Genomic DNA, 21,260 nt, shown 5'->3' with positions numbered 1-21,260 from the left:
GCACCACTGGTGTTGCCTGATGCGCCTTGTTCGCGGGCAGCCCGCTCCTGCCTCCGGTGGTTTGTATTCGAAAGTTCGATTCACGGAGTTTGTCATGACCATCACCGTTCCCTTGAACGCGGTCACCGGCCCGACCTTGAAGCAGCGGCTGGCCCGTGCCGAGCGGGTCAACCGCTGGAAGGCACAGGCCTTGATCGCGCCCCTGGTGCTGTTTCTGCTGCTGGTGTTCCTGGTACCGATTGTGGCGCTGCTGTACAAGAGCGTCGGCAACCCGGAAGTGGTCGGGGGCATGCCGCGCACTGTCGCGGCCGTGAGTGCCTGGGATGGTCGTGGGCTGCCCGCCGAAGCGGCCTACAAAGCCTTGAGCGAAGACCTGTTCGAAGCCCGCAAGAATCAAACCCTGGGCGACTTGTCCAAGCGCCTGAACATGGAGTTGGCCGGCTATCGCAGCCTGCTGACCAAAACCGCCCGTGCCTTGCCGTTCAAGGCCGAGCCCGAATCCTATAAAGAAGCCATGGAGAGTCTGGACGAGCGCTGGGGCGATCCGGCCTACTGGCAGGCGATCCGTCGCAACACCAGCAGCCTGACGCCCTATTACCTGCTGGCGGCGGTGGACCATCGCATCGATGACCTGGGAGAGCTGGCCCCGGCCACCCCGGATCAGTCCATCTACCTGGATATCTTTGCCCGGACCTTCTGGATGGGCCTGGTGATCACCGCTATCTGCCTGGCCCTGGCTTATCCGCTGGCGTACCTGCTGGCCAACCTGCCGGCGCGTAAAAGCAATCTGTTGATGATCCTGGTGCTGCTGCCGTTCTGGACTTCGATCCTGGTGCGGGTAGCGGCGTGGATCGTGCTGCTGCAGTCCGGCGGCCTGATCAACAGTGCGCTGCTGGCCATGGGGGTGATCGATAAGCCTCTGGAATTGGTGTTCAACCGCACCGGGGTCTACATCTCCATGGTGCATATCCTGCTGCCGTTCATGATCCTGCCGATCTACAGCGTGATGAAGGGCATCTCGCCCACTTACATGCGCGCAGCGATCTCCCTGGGCTGCCATCCATTCGCCAGCTTCTGGCGCGTGTATTTCCCGCAGACCTACGCCGGGGTCGGCGCCGGCTGTCTGCTGGTGTTCATCCTGGCCATCGGCTACTACATCACCCCGGCGCTGCTGGGCAGCCCGAACGATCAGATGGTCAGCTACTTCGTCGCTTTCTACACCAACACCAGTATCAACTGGGGCATGGCTACGGCCCTGGGCGGCCTGTTGTTGCTGGCGACCATCGTGCTCTATCTGATTTACAGCTGGCTGGTGGGCGCCAGTCGCCTGCGCCTGAGCTAAGGAGAGAATCGAAATGCTGAGCCCCTACATGTCGCCCGTCGAACGGGTCTGGTTCTACAGCTTGCGGATTCTCTGCGGCTTGATCCTGTTGTTCCTGGTATTGCCGGTGCTGGTGATCATCCCGCTGTCGTTCAACTCCGGGAGCTTTCTGGTGTACCCACTGCAGGGCTTCTCGCTGCACTGGTACCAGGACTTCTTCGCCTCCGCCGAATGGATGCGAGCGCTGAAGAACAGCATCATCGTCGCCCCGGCCGCGACCTTGCTGGCGATGGTCTTCGGCACCCTGGCGGCCATCGGCCTGACCCGTGGCGATTTCCCCGGCAAGGCGCTGGTGATGGCCCTGGTGATTTCGCCGATGGTGGTGCCGGTGGTGATCATCGGTGTTGCCAGCTATCTGTTCTTTGCCCCGCTGGGCATGGGCAACAGTTTCTTCTCGCTGATCATCGTGCACGCGGTGCTGGGGGTGCCCTTCGTGATCATCACCGTGTCGGCGACCCTGCAAGGCTTCAACCACAACCTGGTGCGGGCTGCAGCCAGCCTCGGCGCCTCGCCGTTGACCACCTTTCGCCGGGTGACCTTGCCCCTGATTGCCCCCGGAGTAATCAGTGGTGCGCTGTTCGCCTTCGCCACCTCGTTCGACGAAGTGGTGGTGACCCTGTTCCTCGCCGGCCCCGAGCAAGCGACGTTGCCACGGCAGATGTTCAGCGGTATCCGCGAAAACCTCAGCCCGACCATCGCCGCCGCCGCCACGCTGCTGATCGCCTTCTCGGTGATCCTGCTGCTGACCCTGGAGTGGCTGCGTGGGCGCAGCGAGAAACTGCGCACCGCCCAGGTGTGAAGTCCTTGGCCTTCCTGACGGGTGTTGCCAGGCGCGACATCGGTCAGGAAGAGAAGGGAATTCGTCTGCTGAATAGGCGACAATCGACAATCCGCGACTACGCTTGTGCCGGCTCCCACCTTTATATAAGAGGCTGCGCACATGAGTATTTCCTCTTTCAAGATCGCCCATAAACTGCTCACCGGCAGTACCGCCATCGAGCAGTTGGCCGCCGAGTTGACCCGCCTGGATGTGGATAACCCGCTGATTGTCACCGATGCCGCGTTGCTCAAGTCGGGCACGGTGGAGCTGGCGCTGGCACATCTGGGTGAGCGCAGTTACGAGATTTTCGACCGGGTGCAGCCCGACCCGGAGATCGCCATCGTCGAAGACTGCATGCAGGTCTACCGCGAGGGCGGGCATGACGGCCTGATCGGCCTCGGGGGCGGCAGCGCCATTGATATCGCCAAGAGTGTCGCGGCTTACGCGGGCTACCATGGCGCCCTGGAGGATCTGTTCGGCGTTGATCAGGTGCCTCGCAAGGGACCACCGTTGATCGCTATTCCCACCACGGCCGGCACCGGCTCGGAAGTGACCAACGTGGCCATCCTTTCGGACAAGGCTGCGCAGTTGAAAAAAGGTATTGTCAGTGATTACCTGCTGCCGGACGTGGCCCTGGTCAGTCCGCAGATGACCCTGACCTGTCCCCGCAGCGTAACGGCCGCCAGTGGCGTCGATGCCCTGGTACACGCTGTCGAGTCCTATCTGTCCCTCAACGCCTCATCCATCACCGACTCCCTGGCCATTGGTGCGATCAAACTGATCGTCAAGGCGTTGCCCAAGGCTTATGCCAACCCGGCCAACCTGCAGGCCAGGGAGGATATGGCCACCGCCAGCCTGATGGCCGGCATGGCTTTCGGTAATGCCGGGGTCGGGGCGGTACATGCCCTGGCCTATCCGCTGGGTGGGCGTTTTCATGTGTCCCATGGCGTCAGCAATGCCTTGCTGCTGCCCTATGTCATGACCTGGAACAAGATGGCCTGCGTCGAGCGTATGCAGGATATCGCCGAAGCCATGGGGGTCCAGACGGCGCACTTGAGTGCCAGCGAGGCCGCTGATCGGGCCGTGGAGGCGATGACGGCGTTGTGCGCTGCGGTGGAAATTCCCAGCGGCTTGCGCAGTTTTGGCGTGCCGGAGGAGGCCATCCCCGCCATGGCGGTCGAGGCCGCGGGTATCGAGCGCCTGATGCGCAATAATCCGCGCAAACTGAGCCCTGCCGATATCGAGAAGATCTATCGCGCGGCCTACTGAACATCGCGGTTACGGTGTGCGCTCCAAAGCATGAGGTATACAATGCGCGCCATCGTGATTCTGCTCAAAAAAGGTGCGTCATGCAGCCCTTCGCTATTGCTCCGTCGATTCTCTCCGCCGACTTCGCCCGTCTGGGCGAGGAAGTGGACAATGTCCTGGCCGCCGGTGCCGACATCGTCCACTTCGATGTCATGGACAACCACTATGTGCCGAACCTGACCATCGGCCCGATGGTCTGTTCTGCGCTGCGCAAGTATGGGATCACCGCGCCGATCGATGCGCACCTGATGGTGACCCCGGTGGATCGCATCATTGGTGACTTCATCGAGGCAGGCGCGACCTATATCACCTTTCACCCGGAAGCCACGCTGCATGTGGACCGTTCCCTGCAGATGATCCGCGAGGGCGGCTGCAAGGCTGGCCTGGTGTTCAATCCGGCGACCCCGTTGGACGTGCTCAAGTACGTGATGGACAAGGTCGACATGGTCTTGCTGATGAGCGTCAACCCGGGCTTTGGCGGGCAGAAGTTCATTCCCGGCACTCTCGACAAGCTGCGTGAGGCGCGGGCCCTGATCGACGCTTCCGGCCGCGACATCCGCCTGGAGATCGACGGTGGGGTGAACGTCAACAATATTCGTGAAATCGCCGCTGCGGGCGCCGATACCTTTGTGGCCGGCTCGGCGATCTTCAATGCGCCGAACTATCAGGAAGTGATTGAGAAAATGCGCGCCGAACTGGCGCTGGCTCGGTCATGAGCGCATTTGAGCAGCTGTTCCCGGGGCGTCTGCCGCGGCTGGTGATGTTCGACCTGGATGGCACCCTGGTCGATTCGGTACCGGACCTCGCTGCCGCTGTGGACCAAATGCTGCTCAAGCTGGGGCGCAAGCCCGCAGGTATCGAGGCGGTGCGCGAGTGGGTCGGCAACGGTGCGCCGATGCTGGTGCGCCGGGCCCTGGCCAATAGCCTGGATGCCCAGGGCGTCGACGATGTCGAGGCTGAGCACGCTCTTGAGTTGTTCAACACCGCGTACGAGGATAGCCACGAACTGACTGTGGTCTATCCCGGTGTCCGCGAGACGCTCAAGTGGCTGCACAAGCAGGGCGTGGAAATGGCCCTGATCACCAACAAGCCCGAGCGTTTTGTCGCACCACTGCTGGATCAGATGAAGATCGGCCGGTATTTCCGCTGGATCATCGGCGGCGACACCCTGCCGCAGAAGAAGCCCGACCCGGCGGCACTGTTCTTCGTGATGAAGATGGCCAGCGTACCAGCGTCGCAATCACTGTTCGTCGGCGACTCGCGCAGCGATGTGCTGGCGGCCAAGGCGGCGGGGGTCAAGTGCGTGGCCCTGAGCTACGGCTATAACCATGGTCGGCCGATTGCCGAGGAGTCGCCGGCGCTGGTGATCGACAACCTGCGGGCGCTGATCCCCGGTTGCTTAGAACCTGCCGCTGAGATAACGTTGCCCGACGCTGTTCCATCCCCTTCTGGAAACTCCATCGTGGTGGTCACTCGCAAACTCTGGATGAAAGTCATCAAGGCCTTGGCCCGTTGGCGTTGGCGCGCCTGATTTTTGTCTGGCCGGCCCTGCCGGCACGTTTGCATACCTGACTGTTAGACCCTCAAGCCACGAGGCACCCCATGATTCGCGAAGAATTCCTGCGTTTGGCCGCAGCCGGTTACAACCGTATCCCGCTGGCCTGCGAAACCCTTGCCGACTTCGACACGCCGCTGTCGATCTACCTGAAACTGGCCGATCAGCCCAACTCCTACTTGCTGGAGTCGGTGCAAGGCGGTGAGAAGTGGGGGCGTTATTCGATCATCGGCCTGCCGTGCCGCACCGTATTGCGTGTGCACGGGCATCAGGTCAGCGTGACCCATGACGGCGTCGAGATCGAAAGCCATGAAGTGGCTGATCCACTGGCCTTCGTCGAGGAATTCAAAGCCCGTTACAACGTGCCGACCATCGCCGGTCTGCCACGCTTCAACGGTGGCTTGGTGGGGTATTTCGGCTATGACTGCGTGCGTTATGTCGAGCCGCGTCTGGGCCAGTGCCCGAATCCGGACCCGATCGGCGTGCCGGATATCCTGCTGATGGTCTCCGATGCGGTGGTGGTGTTCGACAACCTGGCGGGCAAGATGCACGCCATCGTGCTGGCCGACCCCAGCCAGGACAACGCCTTTGAGGCCGGGCAGGCGCGTTTGCAGGAGTTGCTTGCGCAACTGCGTCAGCCGATCACTCCGCGTCCCGGGCTGGACTTCAGCAAGCAGCAGGCGGCCGATCCGGTATTCCGCTCCAGCTTCACCCAGGCGGACTACGAGCGGGCCGTGGACACCATCAAGGAATACATCCTGGCCGGTGACTGCATGCAGGTGGTGCCGTCCCAGCGCATGTCCATTGATTTCAAGGCTGCGCCCATCGATCTGTACCGGGCGCTGCGCTGCTTCAACCCGACTCCCTATATGTACTTCTTCAACTTCGGCGACTTCCATGTAGTGGGCAGCTCGCCGGAGGTGCTGGTGCGGGTTGAGGACAATCTGATCACCGTGCGGCCAATCGCCGGCACTCGTCCGCGGGGCGCCACCGAGGAAGCCGACCTGGCCCTGGAGCAGGACCTGCTGTCGGACGCCAAGGAGATCGCCGAACACCTGATGCTGATCGACCTGGGGCGCAACGACACCGGTCGCGTATCCGAAATTGGCAGCGTGAAACTCACCGAGAAGATGGTGATCGAGCGTTATTCCAACGTGATGCACATCGTCTCCAACGTCACCGGTCAACTGAAAGCCGGGCTGACGGCGATGGACGCTCTGCGGGCGATCCTGCCGGCAGGGACCTTGTCCGGGGCGCCGAAGATCCGCGCCATGGAAATCATCGACGAGCTGGAGCCGGTCAAGCGCGGGGTCTACGGCGGCGCCGTGGGTTACTTCGCCTGGAACGGCAACATGGATACCGCCATTGCCATTCGCACGGCGGTGATCAAGAACGGTGAGCTGCATGTACAGGCCGGTGGCGGGATTGTCGCCGACTCAGTGCCGACCCTGGAGTGGGAAGAGACGCTGAACAAGCGTCGCGCAATGTTCCGTGCCGTGGCACTGGCAGAACAAACCCCCGCATCCAAGGTTTGAGGAGTTTCCATAATGTTGCTGATGATCGATAACTACGACTCCTTCACCTATAACGTCGTCCAGTACCTGGGCGAGTTGGGTGCCGAAGTGAAAGTGGTACGCAATGACGAGCTGAGCGTGGCTGAAATCGAAGCCCTCAAGCCCGAGCGTATCGTGGTCTCGCCTGGCCCTTGCACGCCGACCGAAGCCGGTATCTCCATCGAGGCGATCAAGCATTTCGCCGGCAAACTGCCGATTCTGGGTGTATGCCTGGGCCACCAGTCCATCGGCCAGGCCTTTGGTGGCCAAGTGGTGCGAGCCCGGCAAGTGATGCACGGCAAGACCAGCCCGGTGTATCACCGTGACCTGGGCGTGTTCAACGGTTTGAACATGCCGCTGACCGTGACCCGTTACCACTCACTGGTGGTCAAGCACGAGAGCCTGCCCGAGTGCCTCGAAGTCACGGCCTGGACCCAGCTGGAAGACGGCTCCGTTGACGAAATCATGGGGCTGCGCCACAAGACGCTGAATATCGAGGGTGTGCAATTTCACCCCGAGTCTATCCTCACCGAGCAGGGCCACGAGCTGTTCGCCAACTTCCTCAAACAGAGCGGCGGCACGCGCTAAGGACTTTTCATGGATATCAAGACTGCCCTGAGCCGTATTGTCGGCCATCTGGACCTGAGCACCGATGAGATGCGCTCGGTGATGCGTGAAATCATGACCGGCCAATGCACCGATGCGCAGATTGGCGCCTTCATGATGGCCATGCGCATGAAAAGCGAAAGTATCGACGAGATCGTCGGCGCGGTATCGGTGATGCGCGAACTGGCGGACAAGGTCGAACTGAAAACCCTCGACGGCGTGGTGGATGTGGTCGGTACCGGCGGTGACGGTGCGAACATTTTCAACGTTTCCACAGCGTCTTCCTTTGTCGTAGCCGCTGCCGGCTGCACTGTCGCCAAGCATGGTAACCGGGCGGTATCCGGCAAGAGCGGCAGCGCCGATCTGTTGGAAGCGGCCGGGATCTACCTGAACCTGACGCCGGTCCAGGTGGCGCGCTGCATCGACAACGTCGGCATCGGTTTCATGTTTGCCCAGTCTCACCACGGTGCCATGAAATATGCCGCCGGCCCGCGCCGTGACCTCGGCCTACGCACCCTGTTCAACATGCTTGGCCCGCTTACGAATCCGGCCGGCGTGAAACATCAGGTGGTGGGAGTATTCACTCAAGCCTTGTGCCGGCCATTGGCTGAAGTCTTGCAACGTCTGGGCAGCAAGCACGTCTTGGTGGTGCATTCCCAGGATGGCCTGGACGAGTTCAGCCTGGCGGCGCCGACCTATGTCGCCGAGCTGAAGAACGATCAGATCACTGAGTACTGGGTACAGCCCGAGGACTTGGGCATGAAGAGCCAGAGTCTGTTTGGCCTGGTGGTCGAGAGCCCGGCGGCTTCCCTCGAGCTGATCCGCGATGCCTTGGGGCGTCGCAAGACCGAGCACGGTCAGAAGGCTGCCGAGATGATTGTGCTCAATGCCGGTGCGGCGCTGTATGCCGCGGATCATGCCAGCAGCTTGAAAGAGGGCGTGGCACTGGCGCACGATGCCTTGCACACCGGCCTGGCCCGGGAAAAGCTCGAAGAACTGGGCGCCTTTACCGCGGTGTTCAAGCAGGAGAATGAAGGATGAGTGTGCCGACAGTTCTGGAAAATATCCTTGCCCGCAAGGTTGAGGAAGTGGCTGAGCGCAGTGCTCGCGTCAGTCTGGCCGAGCTGGAGAGCCTGGCGCGGGCAGCCGATGCGCCGCGGGGCTTCGCCAGGGCGTTGCAGGAGCAGGTCAAGCTCAAGCAGCCAGCGGTGATTGCCGAGATCAAGAAAGCTTCTCCGAGCAAAGGTGTGATCCGCGAAAACTTCGTGCCGGCAGATATCGCCAAGAGTTACGAGAAGGGCGGTGCCACTTGCCTGTCGGTGTTGACTGACGTCGATTACTTCCAGGGGGCCGATGCCTACCTGCAGCAGGCTCGCGCGGCCTGCAAACTGCCGGTGATCCGCAAGGATTTCATGATCGATCCCTATCAGATCGTCGAAGCCCGTGCGCTTGGGGCTGACTGTGTGCTGCTGATTGTCGCCGCGCTGGACGACAAGCGGATGGCCGAGTTGGCTGCGGTGGCCAAGGGCGTCGGTCTGGATGTGCTGGTGGAAGTGCACGACGGCGACGAGTTGGAGCGGGCGCTGAAGACCCTTGATACACCGTTGGTGGGGGTCAACAACCGTAATTTGCATACCTTCGCAGTCGACCTGGAAACCACTCTCGACCTACTGCCGCGGATTCCTCGCGATCGCCTGGTGATTACCGAGAGTGGCATTCTCAACCGTGCCGATGTCGAGCTGATGGAAATCAGCGATGTCTATTCGTTCCTGGTGGGCGAGGCATTCATGCGCGCGGAGAGCCCGGGCAGCGAGTTGCAACGCCTGTTCTTCCCCGAGCGCGGCGTACCGGTCAGCGGCTCGACTCTGGACTGAACCTGAAACAATGAATAAGCCGGCGATGCCGGCTTTTTCATATCTATCGCAAAGGATTTCCACTGTCATGACCCAACCCCTTGCCTTGACTGTCGAAGCTGGCCTGCAGGCCGAACAGGATCTGTTGGCGCTGGTGTGCGCTGGCGAGCAGGAGTTTGGGCTGCTGTTCTGGCAGCCCAGCGACCGGGCGCTGGTGATGCCTCGGCGCTTGAGTCGCCTGCCGGGGTTCGAGCAGGCCTGTCAGGCGTCGGCGGCCAACGGCTGGCCGGTGCTGCTGCGGGAAACCGGCGGTGAGCCGGTCCCGCAATCGGCCGCCACGGTGAATATCGCGCTGGTCTATGCGCCACCGCGCAGCGAGGGGGATCAGGGGCGGATCGAAACAGCCTATCGGCGTCTGTGCCAGCCGATTTGCGATCTGCTCAGTGAGCTGGGAGGCAATCCGTCGCTGGGGGAGGTGGACGGAGCCTTTTGCGATGGGCGTTTCAACGTCAATCTGGAGGGGCGCAAGATGGTCGGTACAGCCCAGCGCTGGCGCCAGAGCAAAGGCGGACAGTGCCCTGTGGGGCTGGTACACGGTGCCCTGCTGCTGGATAACGAGCGTGATTCGATGGTGGGGGCGGTCAATACCTTCAATCAGGCTTGCGGCCTGGAGCAGCGTTGCCGGGCCGAAAGCCATATTGCCCTGCATGAGGCGTTTACCGCAGCAGATGCCATGGCCCGGCTGGACAGCCTGTACCGTCAGATGCTCAAGAGCTTTCTGCCGGATTAGCGGGTGCCGAACACCACCATGGTCTTGCCTTTGACGTGAACCAGGTTGCGCTCCTCAAGATCCTTGAGGACGCGGCCGACCATCTCTCGGGAGCAGCCGACAATCCGGCCAATCTCCTGGCGGGTGATCTTGATCTGCATGCCGTCGGGATGGGTCATGGCATCCGGTTGCTTGCACAGCTCCAACAGGCAGCGGGCAACCCGTCCGGTCACGTCGAAGAACGCCAGGTCGCCGACCTTGCGCGTGGTATTGCGCAGGCGCTGGGCAATCTGCCCGCTGAGGACGTACAGAATGTCCGGGTCGTTCTGCGACAGTTCGCGAAACTTGGCGTAGCTGATCTCGGCGACTTCGCATTCCACCTTGGTCCGTACCCAGGCGCTGCGCTGCTGTTCGTGACCGGCCTCTTCGAAAAGTCCCAATTCACCGAAGAAATCCCCGGCGTTGAGGTAGGCGATGATCATCTCCCGGCCATCGTCGTCCTCGATGAGGATGGTCACCGAGCCCTTGATGATGAAGTACAGGCTGTCGGATGCATCACCGGCGCAGATGATGTTGCTCTTGGCCTGATACCGGCGGCGTTGACAGTGCATCAGCAACTTGTCGAGATTTTTGATCCTGGGGGTGGGGGCAATAGCAACCATGGTTGTATCCCGAGAAGACTGCACGGTATGAGGTGATTTTTTATGGGCGTAAAACGAGGACGTTGAACGCTGGCTAAACGCCAGTCATTTGGCGTCAGCTTAACAGACACATCCTTGGTGGATTTAAGATTTTTCTTAGTGAGGGTCGGTGATCAGCCGTGAACGTGCAAAGCGCGGCCCGTGCAAAACCCTGTGCTAAGCTGGCGACCCTTTTTTTACAGTGGAGTCTTGGCGATGAAGGCACGCATCCAATGGGCTGGCGAAGCCATGTTCCTCGGTGAGTCGGGCAGTGGCCACGTTGTGGTGATGGACGGGCCGCCAGAAGCCGGTGGACGCAACCTGGGTGTTCGCCCCATGGAGATGCTCCTGCTCGGTGTGGGCGGTTGCAGCAATTTCGACGTGGTCAGCATCCTGAAGAAGTCGCGTCAGGCGGTTGAAAGCTGTGAGGCCTTCCTTGACGCCGAGCGTGCTACTGAAGACCCGAAGGTCTTCACCAAGATACACATGCATTTCGTGGTCAAGGGGCGTGGGCTGAAGGAAGCTCAGGTCAAGCGGGCCATCGAACTGTCCGCCGAGAAGTATTGCTCGGCTTCGATCATGCTTGGCGCTGCCGGCGTGGCCATTACCCACGATTACGAAATCGTCGAGTTGGGTTGAGTCTGGGCGCAGTTCATCGGCAAAAGAAAAGGGCGCCTCAAGAGCGCCCTTTCTTGTGCCCGGTACTGGCCGGGATCAGATCCGATAGGTGCTCTTGGTCATGACCTTGGCCAACAGGCTCATGCCGAACTTCACCGGTGCCGGGAAACGGAAGCCGCCCGCTTCGAGTGCTGTCTCGGCGTGGTGCTCTTCGTCGATGCGCATCTGCTCCAGAATGGCCCGGGACTTTTCGTCTTCTGCCGGCAGTTGTTCCAGATGCTCGTTCAGGTGCTTGCAGACCTGGTCTTCGGTGGCGGCGACGAACCCCAGGCTGACTTTGTCGCTGATCAGGCCAGCGGCGGCGCCGATGCCGAATGACAAGCCATAGAACAACGGGTTGAGAACGCTGGGGTGGCTGCCCAGTTGGCGGATGCGCTGTTCGCACCAGGCCAGGTGGTCGATTTCCTCTTCGGCAGCATGCTCCATGGCCTGGCGTACCTGGGGCAGCTTGGCAGTCAGGGCCTGGCCCTGATAGAGCGCCTGGGCGCAGACTTCCCCGGTGTGATTGATGCGCATCAGGCCGGCGACGTGCCGGGTATCCTCGTCACTCATCTGCGCTTCCGGCTGCACGATGGCCGGTGACGGGCGATAAGGTTGGCCGCTGAAAGGCAGCAGCGTACGCATTGCCATGTCGGCTTGCAGCAGCAGACGGTCAATCGGCGAGTAGTGACGTTGGGTAGTCATGCTTATCTCCGGGAAGAATCACGGCGGCCAGTTTACTCCAATCGATAGGGTGAAAACTGCGCTGGATCAGCGCACCCTCGCCTGGGAGTGGGCGAGAGGGCGCGGCACACGAGTGTCAGCGAGGCAATCAGCCCGGAGGCCAGTTCATCTGACGCTGACCCAGCACGTGCATATGAATGTGGTAGACGGTCTGACCGCCCAGCTCATTGCAGTTCATCACAACCCGGAAGCCGTCTTCACAACCTTGTTCCTTGGCCAGGCGCTGGGCGGTGAACAGGATGTGTCCGGCTAGGGTCTTGTCGTCCTCGGTGAGGTCGTTGAGGGTGCGAATGGGCTTCTTCGGAATGACCAGGAAGTGCACCGGCGCTTGCGGAGCAATATCGTGGAAGGCCAGAACCTGGTCGTCCTCGTAGATAATCTTCGCGGGTATTTCTCTGTTGATGATCTTGGTGAACAGAGTATCCACAGCTGTTTCTCCATTGGGTTGGTCCGGGGGAGTGTACTCAGGCTCACAATGTGCGCCCAGCCCGAACATCTAACGTGGGCAATAGGCCCGATTGAAGTAACCGACAATCTTGCGGGTCAGCCAGCGAGAGCCCAGACGGCTGCTGAAGGCCATCCAGCGGTTCAAGCGGCCGGGGATGATGATGGCGCGGTTCTTTTCCAGGGCTCGGACTGCGTACAGGGCGACTTCCTCTGGGCTCATGAGCAACTTGCTGTCGTTGAGCTTCTGGGTGTCCATCTGCGCGGTGCGGAAGAACGCGGTGCGTGTGGGGCCGGGGCAGAGCACCGAGACCTTGACCGCGCATTTTTTCAGTTCTTCCCGAAGCCCTTCGGAAAAGTGCAGGACATAGGCCTTGCTGGCGTAGTAGGTACTCATCCAGGGGCCGGGATAGAAGGCCGCTACCGAGGCGACGTTGAGAATCTGTCCGCCACCCAGCAGAGCCATGCTGTTGCCCAAGGCATGGCAAAGGCGGGTGAGGGCGAGGATGTTGACCTCGATCAGGTCTTGTTCGGTCATCCAGTCCTGGGCCAGGAATGGGCCGCTGGTGCCGATACCGGCGCAGTTGACCAGCAGGTCGATCTGGCGGTCGCCTTCCTCAAGTTCCAGCAGGAAGCCGGACAGTCGCAGAGGCTCTCCCAGATCGCAGGCCCGGAACAATACTTCGACACCGAAGCGTTGGGTCAGCTCCAGGGCGATGCTTTCCAGCTGATCACGCTGACGGGCCACCAGAATCAGGTTGCGGCCACGCCGGGCCAGTGCTTCGGCCAGGGCCAGGCCTATGCCGCTGGAAGCACCGGTGATCAGAGCGTAACGGGTCATGCATTTCTCCATCGCAACGGCCGGCTGCCTGCGACAGGAAAGGTCGCAGGCTCGGGCGCGTTTATTCTTGCTCGGATTCTACAGAGGGTGCGGCACTATCGGCTGGTTCAGCGTCCTCATCGGCGCTGGTGGAGTCGATGGTTTCGCTGTAGCTGGTTTCGCTGTAGCGGTCTTCGAGGGAGCTCAGACCTCCGGCTACCATGCCGACGATGAGGAGGACGATCAGTACCACCCACATCCAGGACAGGACCTTGACCGCTGTGGTGTTGGGCGGTGGCGGGGCGCCGTAGCGGTTGGCGACGTTGCTGCCGGGGCTGACCATGAGGACCAGAGGGAAGATGCTGCCGACGATAGGCACGAAGTTCAGCAGCCAGAGCCAGCCGGACCAGCCCAGGTCATGCAGGCGCTGTACGCTGATCTGGATGCTGACGACGAGGAAACCGATGAATGCCACGACACCACCGATGATCCCCAGCCCGGTGAGGAGCGTGGAGTTGAGTACCGCTGCGGTAAGAATACCGAAGAAGGCGCCTACCCCGACCACCGCCAGCATGGCTACCGTCAGGACCAGGGTCCAGGCCAGATAGCGCAGGCGACCGATACGGCCTTCGAAGCTGAATACATTGAGATTGGCGTATTGAGGCAGGGTTTCACCGACTGCCGCTCGCGGAGGGGCATAGGGCGACTCGCTGATACTGGCGGGGCTGGGGGCCTGGGTTATCGAGTCCAGGTTCAGATCCAGGCTTGGTTCAGCCTCGATGCGAGCATCGATCCCGGCATTTGTCAGGGCTTCCAGATACCGTTGGGCATCCGCCTGGGTCAGGTCGCGCTTGAGCTCCACCCGCTGGCCATTGAACAGGCGCTCTACTGCAGCTGTGTCACTTTTGAACAGTTCGGCCAGGTTCAGTTGGGCAGTGGATTTTTCGACACCGGGCAGCAATGTGCCGTCGAAAACAATCTTGTAGCGGGTCTCGCTCATGGGGGCATCCCTGTCACTTGAAAAGAAGGCTTACATAAAAGATGCATAGTTTAAGGCCAGCGCCACCCGGCTGGCCAAAAAACAATGAGAACTGGTTAGCGTGGCCAGCGTTTACTGAGTTGGGCCGAGCTTTCCTGAGCGGCTTGGTATTCGCTGTCCAGACGGGCAATCAGTTGATCGACGCTGGGCAGGTCGTCGATCTCACCGACGCCCTGTCCGGCTGACCATACGGTTTTCCAGGCTTTGGCTTCGTCGCTGATGGGCTTGAGCTTGGAGCCGAAGTTGACTTCGCCCTTGCCTTGCAGGGCTGCCAGGTCGAAACCGGCATTTTCCAGGCTCTGGCGCATGAAGCTGGCGGGGACTCCTGAGACGGCGGCGGTGTGCACGATATCCGCAGCGCGAGAACTGAGCAGCATCGCTTTATAGGCGTCCGGCGCATGGCTTTCGGTGGTGCCGATAAAACGGGTACCCAGGTAGGCCAGGTCGGCGCCAAGCAGCTGTGCGGCGAGAATCTCGTGACCGCGGTTCAGGCAGCCGGCCAGCAGCAGGGTCTTGTCGAAGAACTGGCGAATTTCGGCAATAAGGGAGAACGGGCTCCAGGTGCCGGCATGCCCGCCCGCCCCTGCCGCGACAGCGATCAGTCCGTCGACTCCGGCTTCTGCCGCCTTCTCCGCGTGTCGGCGAGTGGTCACGTCATGGAATACCAGGCCGCCATAGCTGTGTACGGCGTCTACCACTTCCTTGACCGCGCCCAGGCTGGTGATGACGATCGGCACCTTGTGTTCGATGCAGATCTGCAAATCTGCCTGCAGACGCGGGTTGCTGTTGTGCACGATCAGGTTGACTGCGTAGGGGGCAGGGTTCTCCAGCTTGGCCAGCCCTGCTTCGATCTCCTCGAGCCAGGCCTTGAAGCCACTGCTTTCGCGCTGGTTGAGGGCAGGGAAGCTGCCTACCACGCCATTGCGACAGCAGGCCAGGACCAGTTCAGGGTTGGAGATCAGGAACATCGGCGCCGCCACCAGAGGCAGGCGCAGGCGTTGTTCGAGCAGAGCGGGCAGTGACATTGGAGTACCCCCAGGGGAAGCGACTAGTAAGAGTTAGAACGGCCGTACAACGACCAAAATTACAATAGCCAGCAATATCAGAACCGGTACTTCATTGAACCAGCGATAAAAGACATGGCTGCGGGTGTTTTCGCCACGGGCGAAACGTTTCACTTGAGCGCCGCACATGTGGTGGTACCCGATCAGGATCACTACCAGGGTCAGTTTGGCGTGCATCCATCCACCCTGGCCGAAGTAGGCGCTGGGATTGAGGCTGATCAACCAGATGCCAAAGATCAACGCGGCGATCATTGCCGGGCCCATGATGAAGCGATACAGCTTGCGTTCCATCAGGCAGAAGCGCTCACGGCTGATGCTGTCTTCACTTTGGGCGTGATAGACGAACAGGCGTGGCAGGTAGAAAAGGCCGGCAAACCAGCAGACCACACTGACGATATGAAAGGCTTTGAGCCATAGATAGAGCATTTTTAGTTATTCCCAGGTTCACGGTGGCGAAGATAGTAGAGGGTAGAGCGGCCGCACGTCACCTTGACGGTTGTCGCAGGGGCGCGCCGCCCCTATTATCGGCAGCTTTCCAGTGGGTTCGTTGAGGGCAGGTTTATGGTCAAGGTCGGTATTGTCGGCGGCACGGGTTACACCGGTGTCGAACTGCTGCGTCTGTTGGCACAGCATCCGCAGGCGCGAGTGGAAGTCATCACTTCGCGATCCGAGGCGGGCCTGGCCGTAGCCGACATGTACCCGAACCTGCGCGGTCACTATGACGGCCTGGCCTTCAGCGTGCCGGACATCAAGACGCTGGGCGCCTGTGATGTGGTGTTCTTTGCGACACCTCACGGTGTGGCTCATGCCTTGGCCGGCGAATTGCTGGCGGCGGGGACCAAGGTCATCGATTTGTCGGCGGACTTCCGTCTGCAGGATGCTGATGAGTGGGCCAAATGGTACGGACAGCCCCATGGCGCTCCTGAGCTGCTGGATGAGGCGGTCTACGGGTTACCGGAAGTCAATCGCGAGCAAATCAAGAAGGCTCGTCTGATTGCTGTTCCCGGGTGCTATCCAACGGCTACCCAACTGGGCTTCCTGCCGTTGCTGGAGGCCGGTCTTGTCGACACCACGCGATTGATCGCTGATTGCAAGTCCGGTGTTAGTGGCGCAGGCCGTGGTGCCAGCGTCGGTTCGCTGTACTCGGAAACCTCCGAGAGCATGAAGGCCTATGCAGTCAAAGGGCATCGTCACTTGCCGGAAATCCGCCAGGGGCTGCGTCGGGCGGCAGGCAAGGACGTCGGTCTGACCTTTGTTCCGCATCTGACGCCAATGATTCGTGGTATTCACTCGACGCTCTACTCGACGGTGGTGGACCGCTCGGTTGATCTGCAAGCGCTGTTTGAGAAGCGTTATGCCAACGAGCCTTTCGTTGATGTGATGCCGGCGGGCAGTCATCCGGAGACTCGCAGTGTGCGGGGTGCCAACGTGTGCCGGATTGCCGTGCACCGGCCACAGGATGGTGATCTGGTGGTGGTACTGTCGGTTATCGACAATCTGGTCAAGGGGGCTTCAGGCCAGGCGGTGCAAAACCTCAACATCCTGTTTGGTCTGGACGAGCGCCTGGGGCTGTCCCACGCAGGCATGCTGCCTTAAGGTTGGTTTAGCGCTGAACAGAAAGGCCCGTCTGACGGGCCTTTCTGCGTTATACGGGCAGCGGTACGACTATTGATATACCGTAACAATAGTTGACCGCTTTTCTGGGAGAAGCGGATAATGCGCGTCATTACGCAGTATGGCGGCTTAACGCCGGGAGATAGTCAGCATGAGCGTTGAATCCTTCACCCCCACGGCTTTGCAATTCACTCAAGGTGCGGCGCACAAGGTGAAGACCCTGGTCGATGAAGAGGGTAATGATCGCTTGAAGCTGCGCGTGTTCGTTACGGGCGGCGGTTGTTCGGGGTTTCAGTACGGTTTCACTTTTGATGAGGAAGTGGCCGAGGACGACACCATTGTCGAGCGCGAAGGCGTGAGCCTGGTGGTCGACCCGATGAGTTTTCAGTACTTGGCCGGTGCTGAAGTGGACTACCAGGAAGGTCTGGAAGGCTCGCGGTTCGTGATCAAGAACCCCAACGCCACCACTACCTGTGGTTGCGGGTCGTCGTTCTCGATCTGATCCGTCGGCAAAAGCCATTCGCCTAGCGCCGCAGTGTCTAACGACTCTGCGGCGTTTTGCTGTCTGAGGTTCAAGCCGGGTAGATGGCGCCCAGTACACGCAGGCCGCGGGCGCCGGTAACGCTGGGGCGGTTGGCGGCGATGCCTTCCAGGCAGCAATGGGCCAGCCAGGCGAAGGCCATGGCTTCTACCCAGTCGGGGTCCACACCATAAACGGCGGTACTGTTGACCTGTGTCCCGGGCAGCAGCGCGGTGAGACGCTGCATCAATGTGCCGTTATGGGCTCCGCCGCCACAAACCAAAAGCTCTTGGGTGTCGGCTTGTGCAGCTTGCAGCGAGTCGACGATGGTCAGTGCCGTCAGTTCCAGCAATGTGGCCTGTACATCTTCTGCGGGGATGGTGGGATGCTGGGCCAGATGTCGTATCAGCCACTGGAGGTTGAATACTTCGCGCCCCGTGCTCTTCGGGCCTTGAGTAGCGAAGAATGGGTCGCTGAGGAGGGTCTTCAGGAGAGCCTGGTCAAGCTGGCCGCAGGCCGCCCACTGGCCGTTGCGGTCGAAGGTTTCTGCTCGTTGAGTCTGTATCCATGCATCGAGCAGCACGTTGCCGGGGCCACAATCGAAGCCGGCGACCGGCTTGGCGGTTTCGATCAGGCTCAGGTTGCTGAAGCCACCGACGTTCAGAACGGCACGGTTCCCTGGGTGTTGCTCGAACAGAGCCTCATGAAAGGCTGGGACCAGGGGGGCGCCTTGGCCACCGGCAGCCACGTCGCGACTGCGGAAATCGCTGACGACGGTAATACCCGTGAGTTCTGTGAGTAATGCCGGGTTGCCGATCTGCACGGTAAATCCGCGGCTCGGCTCATGGCGCACGGTCTGCCCGTGACTGCCGATGGCGCGGATGTCTTGAGCCTGGAGTTGTTGTTGCTGCAGAAGGCGGTGGATGCCCTGGGCAGCCAGTTTGACCCAGTGTTGCTGGGCAATGGCGGAACGGGCTATCTCGTCAGGGCCGCTGGCGCACAAACTCAAGAGTTCGGCGCGCAGGGTTTCTGGCATGGGGATGTAGTGGGTGGCGATCAATCTGATCGCCGGGCTCTGCTCGATCAGGGCAATGTCCAGGCCGTCGAGGCTGGTCCCGGACATCACTCCTATATAGAGCGCCATGGCTCAGCGCTTGCTCGAGGCCAGCATGGTGGCCTTTTCCTGGTCCATCCGTGCCATCAGAGGTTGGCTCTGCTGCAGGAAGCGAGCCCGCTCTGCCTTGGCGATAGGGTCAGCCATCGGCAGTTTCTGGCCCAGTGGGTCCACGTGAACGCCGTTGACCTGGAACTCGTAGTGCAAGTGCGGGCCGGTAGACAGGCCTGTGGTGCCGATATACCCGATGACCTGGCCCTGTTTCACCGAGCCGCCGGTCTTGACGCCCTTGGCAAAGCCTTGCATGTGGCCATACAGGGTCCGGTAGGTGTTGCCGTGCTGGATGATCACGGTGTTGCCGTAACCACCGCGGCGACCTGCCAGCAAGACCTTGCCGTCACCGGCGGCCTTGATCGGCGTGCCTCGTGGTGCTGCGTAGTCGACGCCCTTGTGAGCGCGGATCTTGTTCAGAATCGGGTGTTTGCGACCCATGGAGAAGCGCGAACTGATACGGGCAAAGTCCACTGGCGTACGGATGAACGCCTTGCGCATGCTATTGCCGTCGGCGGTGTAGTAGCTGCTGGAGCCTTGTTTGTTGGTGTAACGCACGGCGGTGTAGGTTTTGCCGCGGTTGGTGAAGCGTGCGGAAAGGATATTGCCGGTACCGACTACTTTGCCGTTGGCTACTTTCTGTTCGTAGATGACGTCGAACTCGTCGCCCTGGCGAATATCCTGCGCGAAGTCGATGTCGTAGCCGAAAACGTTGGCCATATCCATGGTCAGGCTATGGGACAGGCCGGCACGTGCGGCGGACTGTGAGAGCGAACTATTGATGACGCCATGCACATAAGCCGAGCGGACTACTGGTTTAGTGATCACTCGGTTGAAGGTAAAGCCTTTGGGGCCTTTGGTCAGGGTGATAGTTTCCAGATCACTGACTTTACTGTGCAGATTGTTCAGTTGGCCGTCTTGAGTCAGTTCGAACTCAAGCTTTTGGCCGTGTTTCAGCTGGGAGAACTGCTTGGCTTGCTTGTCGCTTGCCAGGACTTCGTGAACGGATGTAGCTGGTAGGCCAACCTTCTCGAAGAGTGTCGACAAGGTATCGCCCTTGGCCACTATCACTTCTCTATGGCCTGGGGCTTTCTGCTCTTCCACGACAGCGGGTGCTGGTGCGGCTTCAGCAGTCTCCGGGGTGTCTTCGGCGGTGTTGTCGATCTGCGCGAAAGGAGAGGCAACGCTTTCACTTGTGGCTTGTTCGACGGAGGCGGCGTCTTGATCTTGTGTCAGTTGCTCGATCGGACTTTCCAGATCAAGGCTCAATGTCGTCTTTTTGGCTTCTACATCACTGGAAGGGAATACCAGTAGCGCCAGGCTTAGAAGGGCTGCGATGCCACTTGCGGCGAGCAGGTGGCTCTTCGGATAAAGCGGTGGCGCTTTAGACGGTTCGGTGGTCATAGGTAATTTGACTTTGAAAAGATGAAATGGAAAAGATGAATGACATGATGAAGATGAAATAACTGTATAAAATATAACCAAATCATCTGTGACGCAAGCTCGCGGACGCTCTGCTGCGTGAATGCGCCCGTACGCCGGGCAAAACTTGTAATTAGTCCGTGATCTTGTATGGTTGGTTCCCTTTTGAATCTGAGCCTTGCGGGTCTGTTATGAAGTCGGTTGAAGAGCAGCTAGCGCTGATCAAACGTGGTGCGGAAGAGTTGTTGGTCGAGTCCGAGTTGATCGAGAAGCTCAAGCGCGGCGAGCCGCTGCGTATTAAAGCTGGCTTCGATCCAACGGCTCCAGATCTGCATCTCGGTCATACCGTGCTTATTAATAAGCTGCGTCAGTTTCAGGATCTGGGGCACCAGGTGATCTTCCTGATTGGCGACTTCACCGGGATGATCGGTGATCCGAGTGGTAAAAGCGCTACTCGTCCGCCACTGACTCGCGAGCAGGTTCTGGATAATGCAGAGACCTACAAGAGTCAGGTTTTCAAGATTCTTGATCCTGCTAAGACTGAGGTCGCATTCAACTCTACTTGGATGGACAAGATGGGGCCGGCGGATTTCATTCGTCTGACGTCCCAATACACCGTTGCGCGCATGCTTGAGCGGGATGACTTCGACAAGCGCTATTCGACTAATCAGCCGATTGCCATTCATGAGTTCTTGTATCCGCTGGTGCAGGGGTATGACTCGGTGGCTCTGCGTGCCGATGTCGAGTTGGGTGGTACCGATCAGAAGTTCAACCTGTTGATGGGGCGTGAGCTGCAGCGTGGTTATGGTCAGGAGGCTCAGTGCATTTTGACTATGCCTCTGCTTGAGGGGTTGGATGGCGTTAAGAAAATGTCCAAATCCCTGGGTAACTATGTAGGCATTCAGGAAGCACCAGGGGTTATGTATGGCAAGCTGGTTTCTATTCCTGATGCGTTGATGTGGCGCTACTTCGAGCTGCTTAGCTTTCGCTCGATGGATGAGATCAATGCATTCAAGGCTGATGTCGAGGCGGGCGCCAATCCACGTGACATCAAGATCAAACTGGCAGAAGAGATTGTTGCGCGCTTCCATGGTGAAGAGGCGGCTGCAAATGCTCACCGCGCAGCAGGCAACCGCATGAAGGATGGTGAGCTGCCTGATGATCTGCCTGAGATCGAGCTGGTCGCCACGGAGGACATGCCAATTGCAGCTGTCCTTAATAAGGCAGGGCTGGTGAAGAACGCTGC

23 protein-coding genes (1 of these 23 cut by a window edge) are annotated in these 21,260 nt (G+C 60.1%); 14 read left to right on the top strand and 9 right to left on the bottom strand.

Going from position 1 to position 21,260, the window contains the following annotated elements; genetic code table 11:
- The first annotated feature begins 94 nt into the window (after window positions 1-94).
- The 10 genes from P7C00_RS29320 (at window position 95) to P7C00_RS29275 (ending at window position 9,866) form a co-directional block, all read left to right on the top strand.
- Window positions 95-1,342: an ABC transporter permease gene (locus tag P7C00_RS29320; protein ID WP_346633080.1), complete on the top strand. Its 1,248-nt coding sequence runs from the start codon at window positions 95-97 to the stop codon at window positions 1,340-1,342.
- 13 nt (window positions 1,343-1,355) lie between these two features.
- A complete protein-coding gene (locus P7C00_RS29315; RefSeq protein ID WP_016963813.1) occupies window positions 1,356-2,180 on the top strand; it encodes an ABC transporter permease in 825 nt (274 codons plus the stop codon).
- Between the two features lie 141 nt (window positions 2,181-2,321).
- Window positions 2,322-3,470, top strand: a complete 1,149-nt coding sequence (locus tag P7C00_RS29310) for an iron-containing alcohol dehydrogenase (RefSeq protein ID WP_346633079.1) — start codon at window positions 2,322-2,324, stop codon at window positions 3,468-3,470.
- An 80-nt stretch (window positions 3,471-3,550) separates the two neighbouring features.
- Window positions 3,551-4,225 (top strand): ribulose-phosphate 3-epimerase, encoded by a 675-nt coding sequence (gene rpe / locus P7C00_RS29305; RefSeq protein ID WP_123726489.1) that lies wholly within the window; start codon window positions 3,551-3,553, stop codon window positions 4,223-4,225.
- A complete protein-coding gene (locus P7C00_RS29300) occupies window positions 4,222-5,040 on the top strand; it encodes a phosphoglycolate phosphatase (RefSeq protein WP_123726488.1) in 819 nt (272 codons plus the stop codon). The genes rpe and P7C00_RS29300 overlap by 4 nt, the downstream gene beginning before the upstream one ends.
- 71 nt (window positions 5,041-5,111) lie before the next feature.
- The gene (trpE, locus tag P7C00_RS29295; protein WP_346633078.1) at window positions 5,112-6,599 is read left to right on the top strand and encodes an anthranilate synthase component I; all 1,488 of its coding nucleotides are present in this window, start codon (window positions 5,112-5,114) and stop codon (window positions 6,597-6,599) included.
- Window positions 6,600-6,611: 12 nt separating this feature from the next.
- Complete coding sequence (locus P7C00_RS29290) at window positions 6,612-7,205, top strand: aminodeoxychorismate/anthranilate synthase component II (RefSeq protein ID WP_346633077.1); 594 nt, start codon at window positions 6,612-6,614, stop codon at window positions 7,203-7,205.
- Between the two features lie 9 nt (window positions 7,206-7,214).
- Window positions 7,215-8,264 carry an anthranilate phosphoribosyltransferase gene (trpD, locus tag P7C00_RS29285; RefSeq protein ID WP_346633076.1) on the top strand — a complete coding sequence of 350 codons (1,050 nt, stop codon included), beginning with the start codon at window positions 7,215-7,217 and terminating at the stop codon, window positions 8,262-8,264.
- A complete protein-coding gene (gene trpC, locus P7C00_RS29280; protein ID WP_404937782.1) occupies window positions 8,261-9,097 on the top strand; it encodes an indole-3-glycerol phosphate synthase TrpC in 837 nt (278 codons plus the stop codon). The genes trpD and trpC overlap by 4 nt, the downstream gene beginning before the upstream one ends.
- Window positions 9,098-9,164: 67 nt before the next feature.
- On the top strand, window positions 9,165-9,866 hold the full coding sequence (locus P7C00_RS29275; RefSeq protein WP_404937781.1) for a biotin/lipoate A/B protein ligase family protein: 702 nt from the start codon (window positions 9,165-9,167) through the stop codon (window positions 9,864-9,866).
- On the opposite strand, the gene crp is transcribed toward P7C00_RS29275, so the two are convergent.
- Complete coding sequence (gene crp / locus P7C00_RS29270; RefSeq protein ID WP_123389764.1) at window positions 9,863-10,507, bottom strand: cAMP-activated global transcriptional regulator CRP; 645 nt, start codon at window positions 10,505-10,507, stop codon at window positions 9,863-9,865. The two genes, P7C00_RS29275 and crp, sit on opposite strands and share 4 nt — an antisense overlap.
- Window positions 10,508-10,741: 234 nt before the next feature.
- Here crp and P7C00_RS29265 point away from each other — a divergent pair, with 234 nt between their 5' ends.
- The gene (locus P7C00_RS29265) at window positions 10,742-11,164 is read left to right on the top strand and encodes an OsmC family protein (protein WP_009045862.1); all 423 of its coding nucleotides are present in this window, start codon (window positions 10,742-10,744) and stop codon (window positions 11,162-11,164) included.
- A gap of 75 nt (window positions 11,165-11,239) precedes the next feature.
- On the opposite strand, the gene coq7 is transcribed toward P7C00_RS29265, so the two are convergent.
- From coq7 to hemJ, 6 genes are all read right to left on the bottom strand, one after another.
- On the bottom strand, window positions 11,240-11,887 hold the full coding sequence (coq7, locus tag P7C00_RS29260; RefSeq protein WP_011063796.1) for a 2-polyprenyl-3-methyl-6-methoxy-1,4-benzoquinone monooxygenase: 648 nt from the start codon (window positions 11,885-11,887) through the stop codon (window positions 11,240-11,242).
- A 127-nt stretch (window positions 11,888-12,014) separates the two neighbouring features.
- On the bottom strand, window positions 12,015-12,353 hold the full coding sequence (locus P7C00_RS29255; RefSeq protein ID WP_011063795.1) for a histidine triad nucleotide-binding protein: 339 nt from the start codon (window positions 12,351-12,353) through the stop codon (window positions 12,015-12,017).
- A gap of 69 nt (window positions 12,354-12,422) precedes the next feature.
- Window positions 12,423-13,211 (bottom strand): SDR family oxidoreductase, encoded by a 789-nt coding sequence (locus P7C00_RS29250; RefSeq protein ID WP_346633073.1) that lies wholly within the window; start codon window positions 13,209-13,211, stop codon window positions 12,423-12,425.
- Window positions 13,212-13,272: 61 nt separating this feature from the next.
- The gene (locus P7C00_RS29245; protein ID WP_346633072.1) at window positions 13,273-14,190 is read right to left on the bottom strand and encodes a DUF805 domain-containing protein; all 918 of its coding nucleotides are present in this window, start codon (window positions 14,188-14,190) and stop codon (window positions 13,273-13,275) included.
- Window positions 14,191-14,285: 95 nt separating this feature from the next.
- On the bottom strand, window positions 14,286-15,254 hold the full coding sequence (locus tag P7C00_RS29240) for an NAD(P)H-dependent flavin oxidoreductase (protein ID WP_404937780.1): 969 nt from the start codon (window positions 15,252-15,254) through the stop codon (window positions 14,286-14,288).
- 33 nt (window positions 15,255-15,287) lie between these two features.
- On the bottom strand, window positions 15,288-15,719 hold the full coding sequence (gene hemJ, locus P7C00_RS29235; RefSeq protein ID WP_011063791.1) for a protoporphyrinogen oxidase HemJ: 432 nt from the start codon (window positions 15,717-15,719) through the stop codon (window positions 15,288-15,290).
- A 135-nt stretch (window positions 15,720-15,854) separates the two neighbouring features.
- On the opposite strand from hemJ, the gene argC reads away from it, so the two are divergent.
- Window positions 15,855-16,889, top strand: coding sequence for an N-acetyl-gamma-glutamyl-phosphate reductase (gene argC / locus P7C00_RS29230; RefSeq protein ID WP_346633070.1), 1,035 nt, complete (start codon window positions 15,855-15,857; stop codon window positions 16,887-16,889).
- A gap of 169 nt (window positions 16,890-17,058) precedes the next feature.
- The gene (gene erpA, locus P7C00_RS29225; protein ID WP_011063789.1) at window positions 17,059-17,409 is read left to right on the top strand and encodes an iron-sulfur cluster insertion protein ErpA; all 351 of its coding nucleotides are present in this window, start codon (window positions 17,059-17,061) and stop codon (window positions 17,407-17,409) included.
- Between the two features lie 70 nt (window positions 17,410-17,479).
- Here erpA and P7C00_RS29220 read toward each other — a convergent pair whose 3' ends face one another.
- Both P7C00_RS29220 and P7C00_RS29215 read right to left on the bottom strand, forming a co-directional pair.
- Window positions 17,480-18,571, bottom strand: a complete 1,092-nt coding sequence (locus P7C00_RS29220) for an anhydro-N-acetylmuramic acid kinase (RefSeq protein ID WP_404937779.1) — start codon at window positions 18,569-18,571, stop codon at window positions 17,480-17,482.
- Between the two features lie 3 nt (window positions 18,572-18,574).
- The gene (locus tag P7C00_RS29215) at window positions 18,575-19,996 is read right to left on the bottom strand and encodes a peptidoglycan DD-metalloendopeptidase family protein (protein ID WP_404940114.1); all 1,422 of its coding nucleotides are present in this window, start codon (window positions 19,994-19,996) and stop codon (window positions 18,575-18,577) included.
- Window positions 19,997-20,205: 209 nt separating this feature from the next.
- On the opposite strand from P7C00_RS29215, the gene tyrS reads away from it, so the two are divergent.
- Window positions 20,206-21,260, top strand: partial view of a tyrosine--tRNA ligase gene (gene tyrS, locus P7C00_RS29210; RefSeq protein WP_404937778.1) — the 5' portion only. The gene runs 145 nt beyond the window's last position; the window shows 1,055 of its 1,200 coding nt (coding positions 1-1,055); its start codon is at window positions 20,206-20,208; the stop codon falls past the right edge of the window.

The organism is Pseudomonas sp. JDS08PS003, assembly GCF_045013505.1.
GTDB lineage: Bacteria > Pseudomonadota > Gammaproteobacteria > Pseudomonadales > Pseudomonadaceae > Aquipseudomonas > Aquipseudomonas protegens_B.
This window is presented reverse-complemented; position numbering and strand designations above follow the sequence as displayed.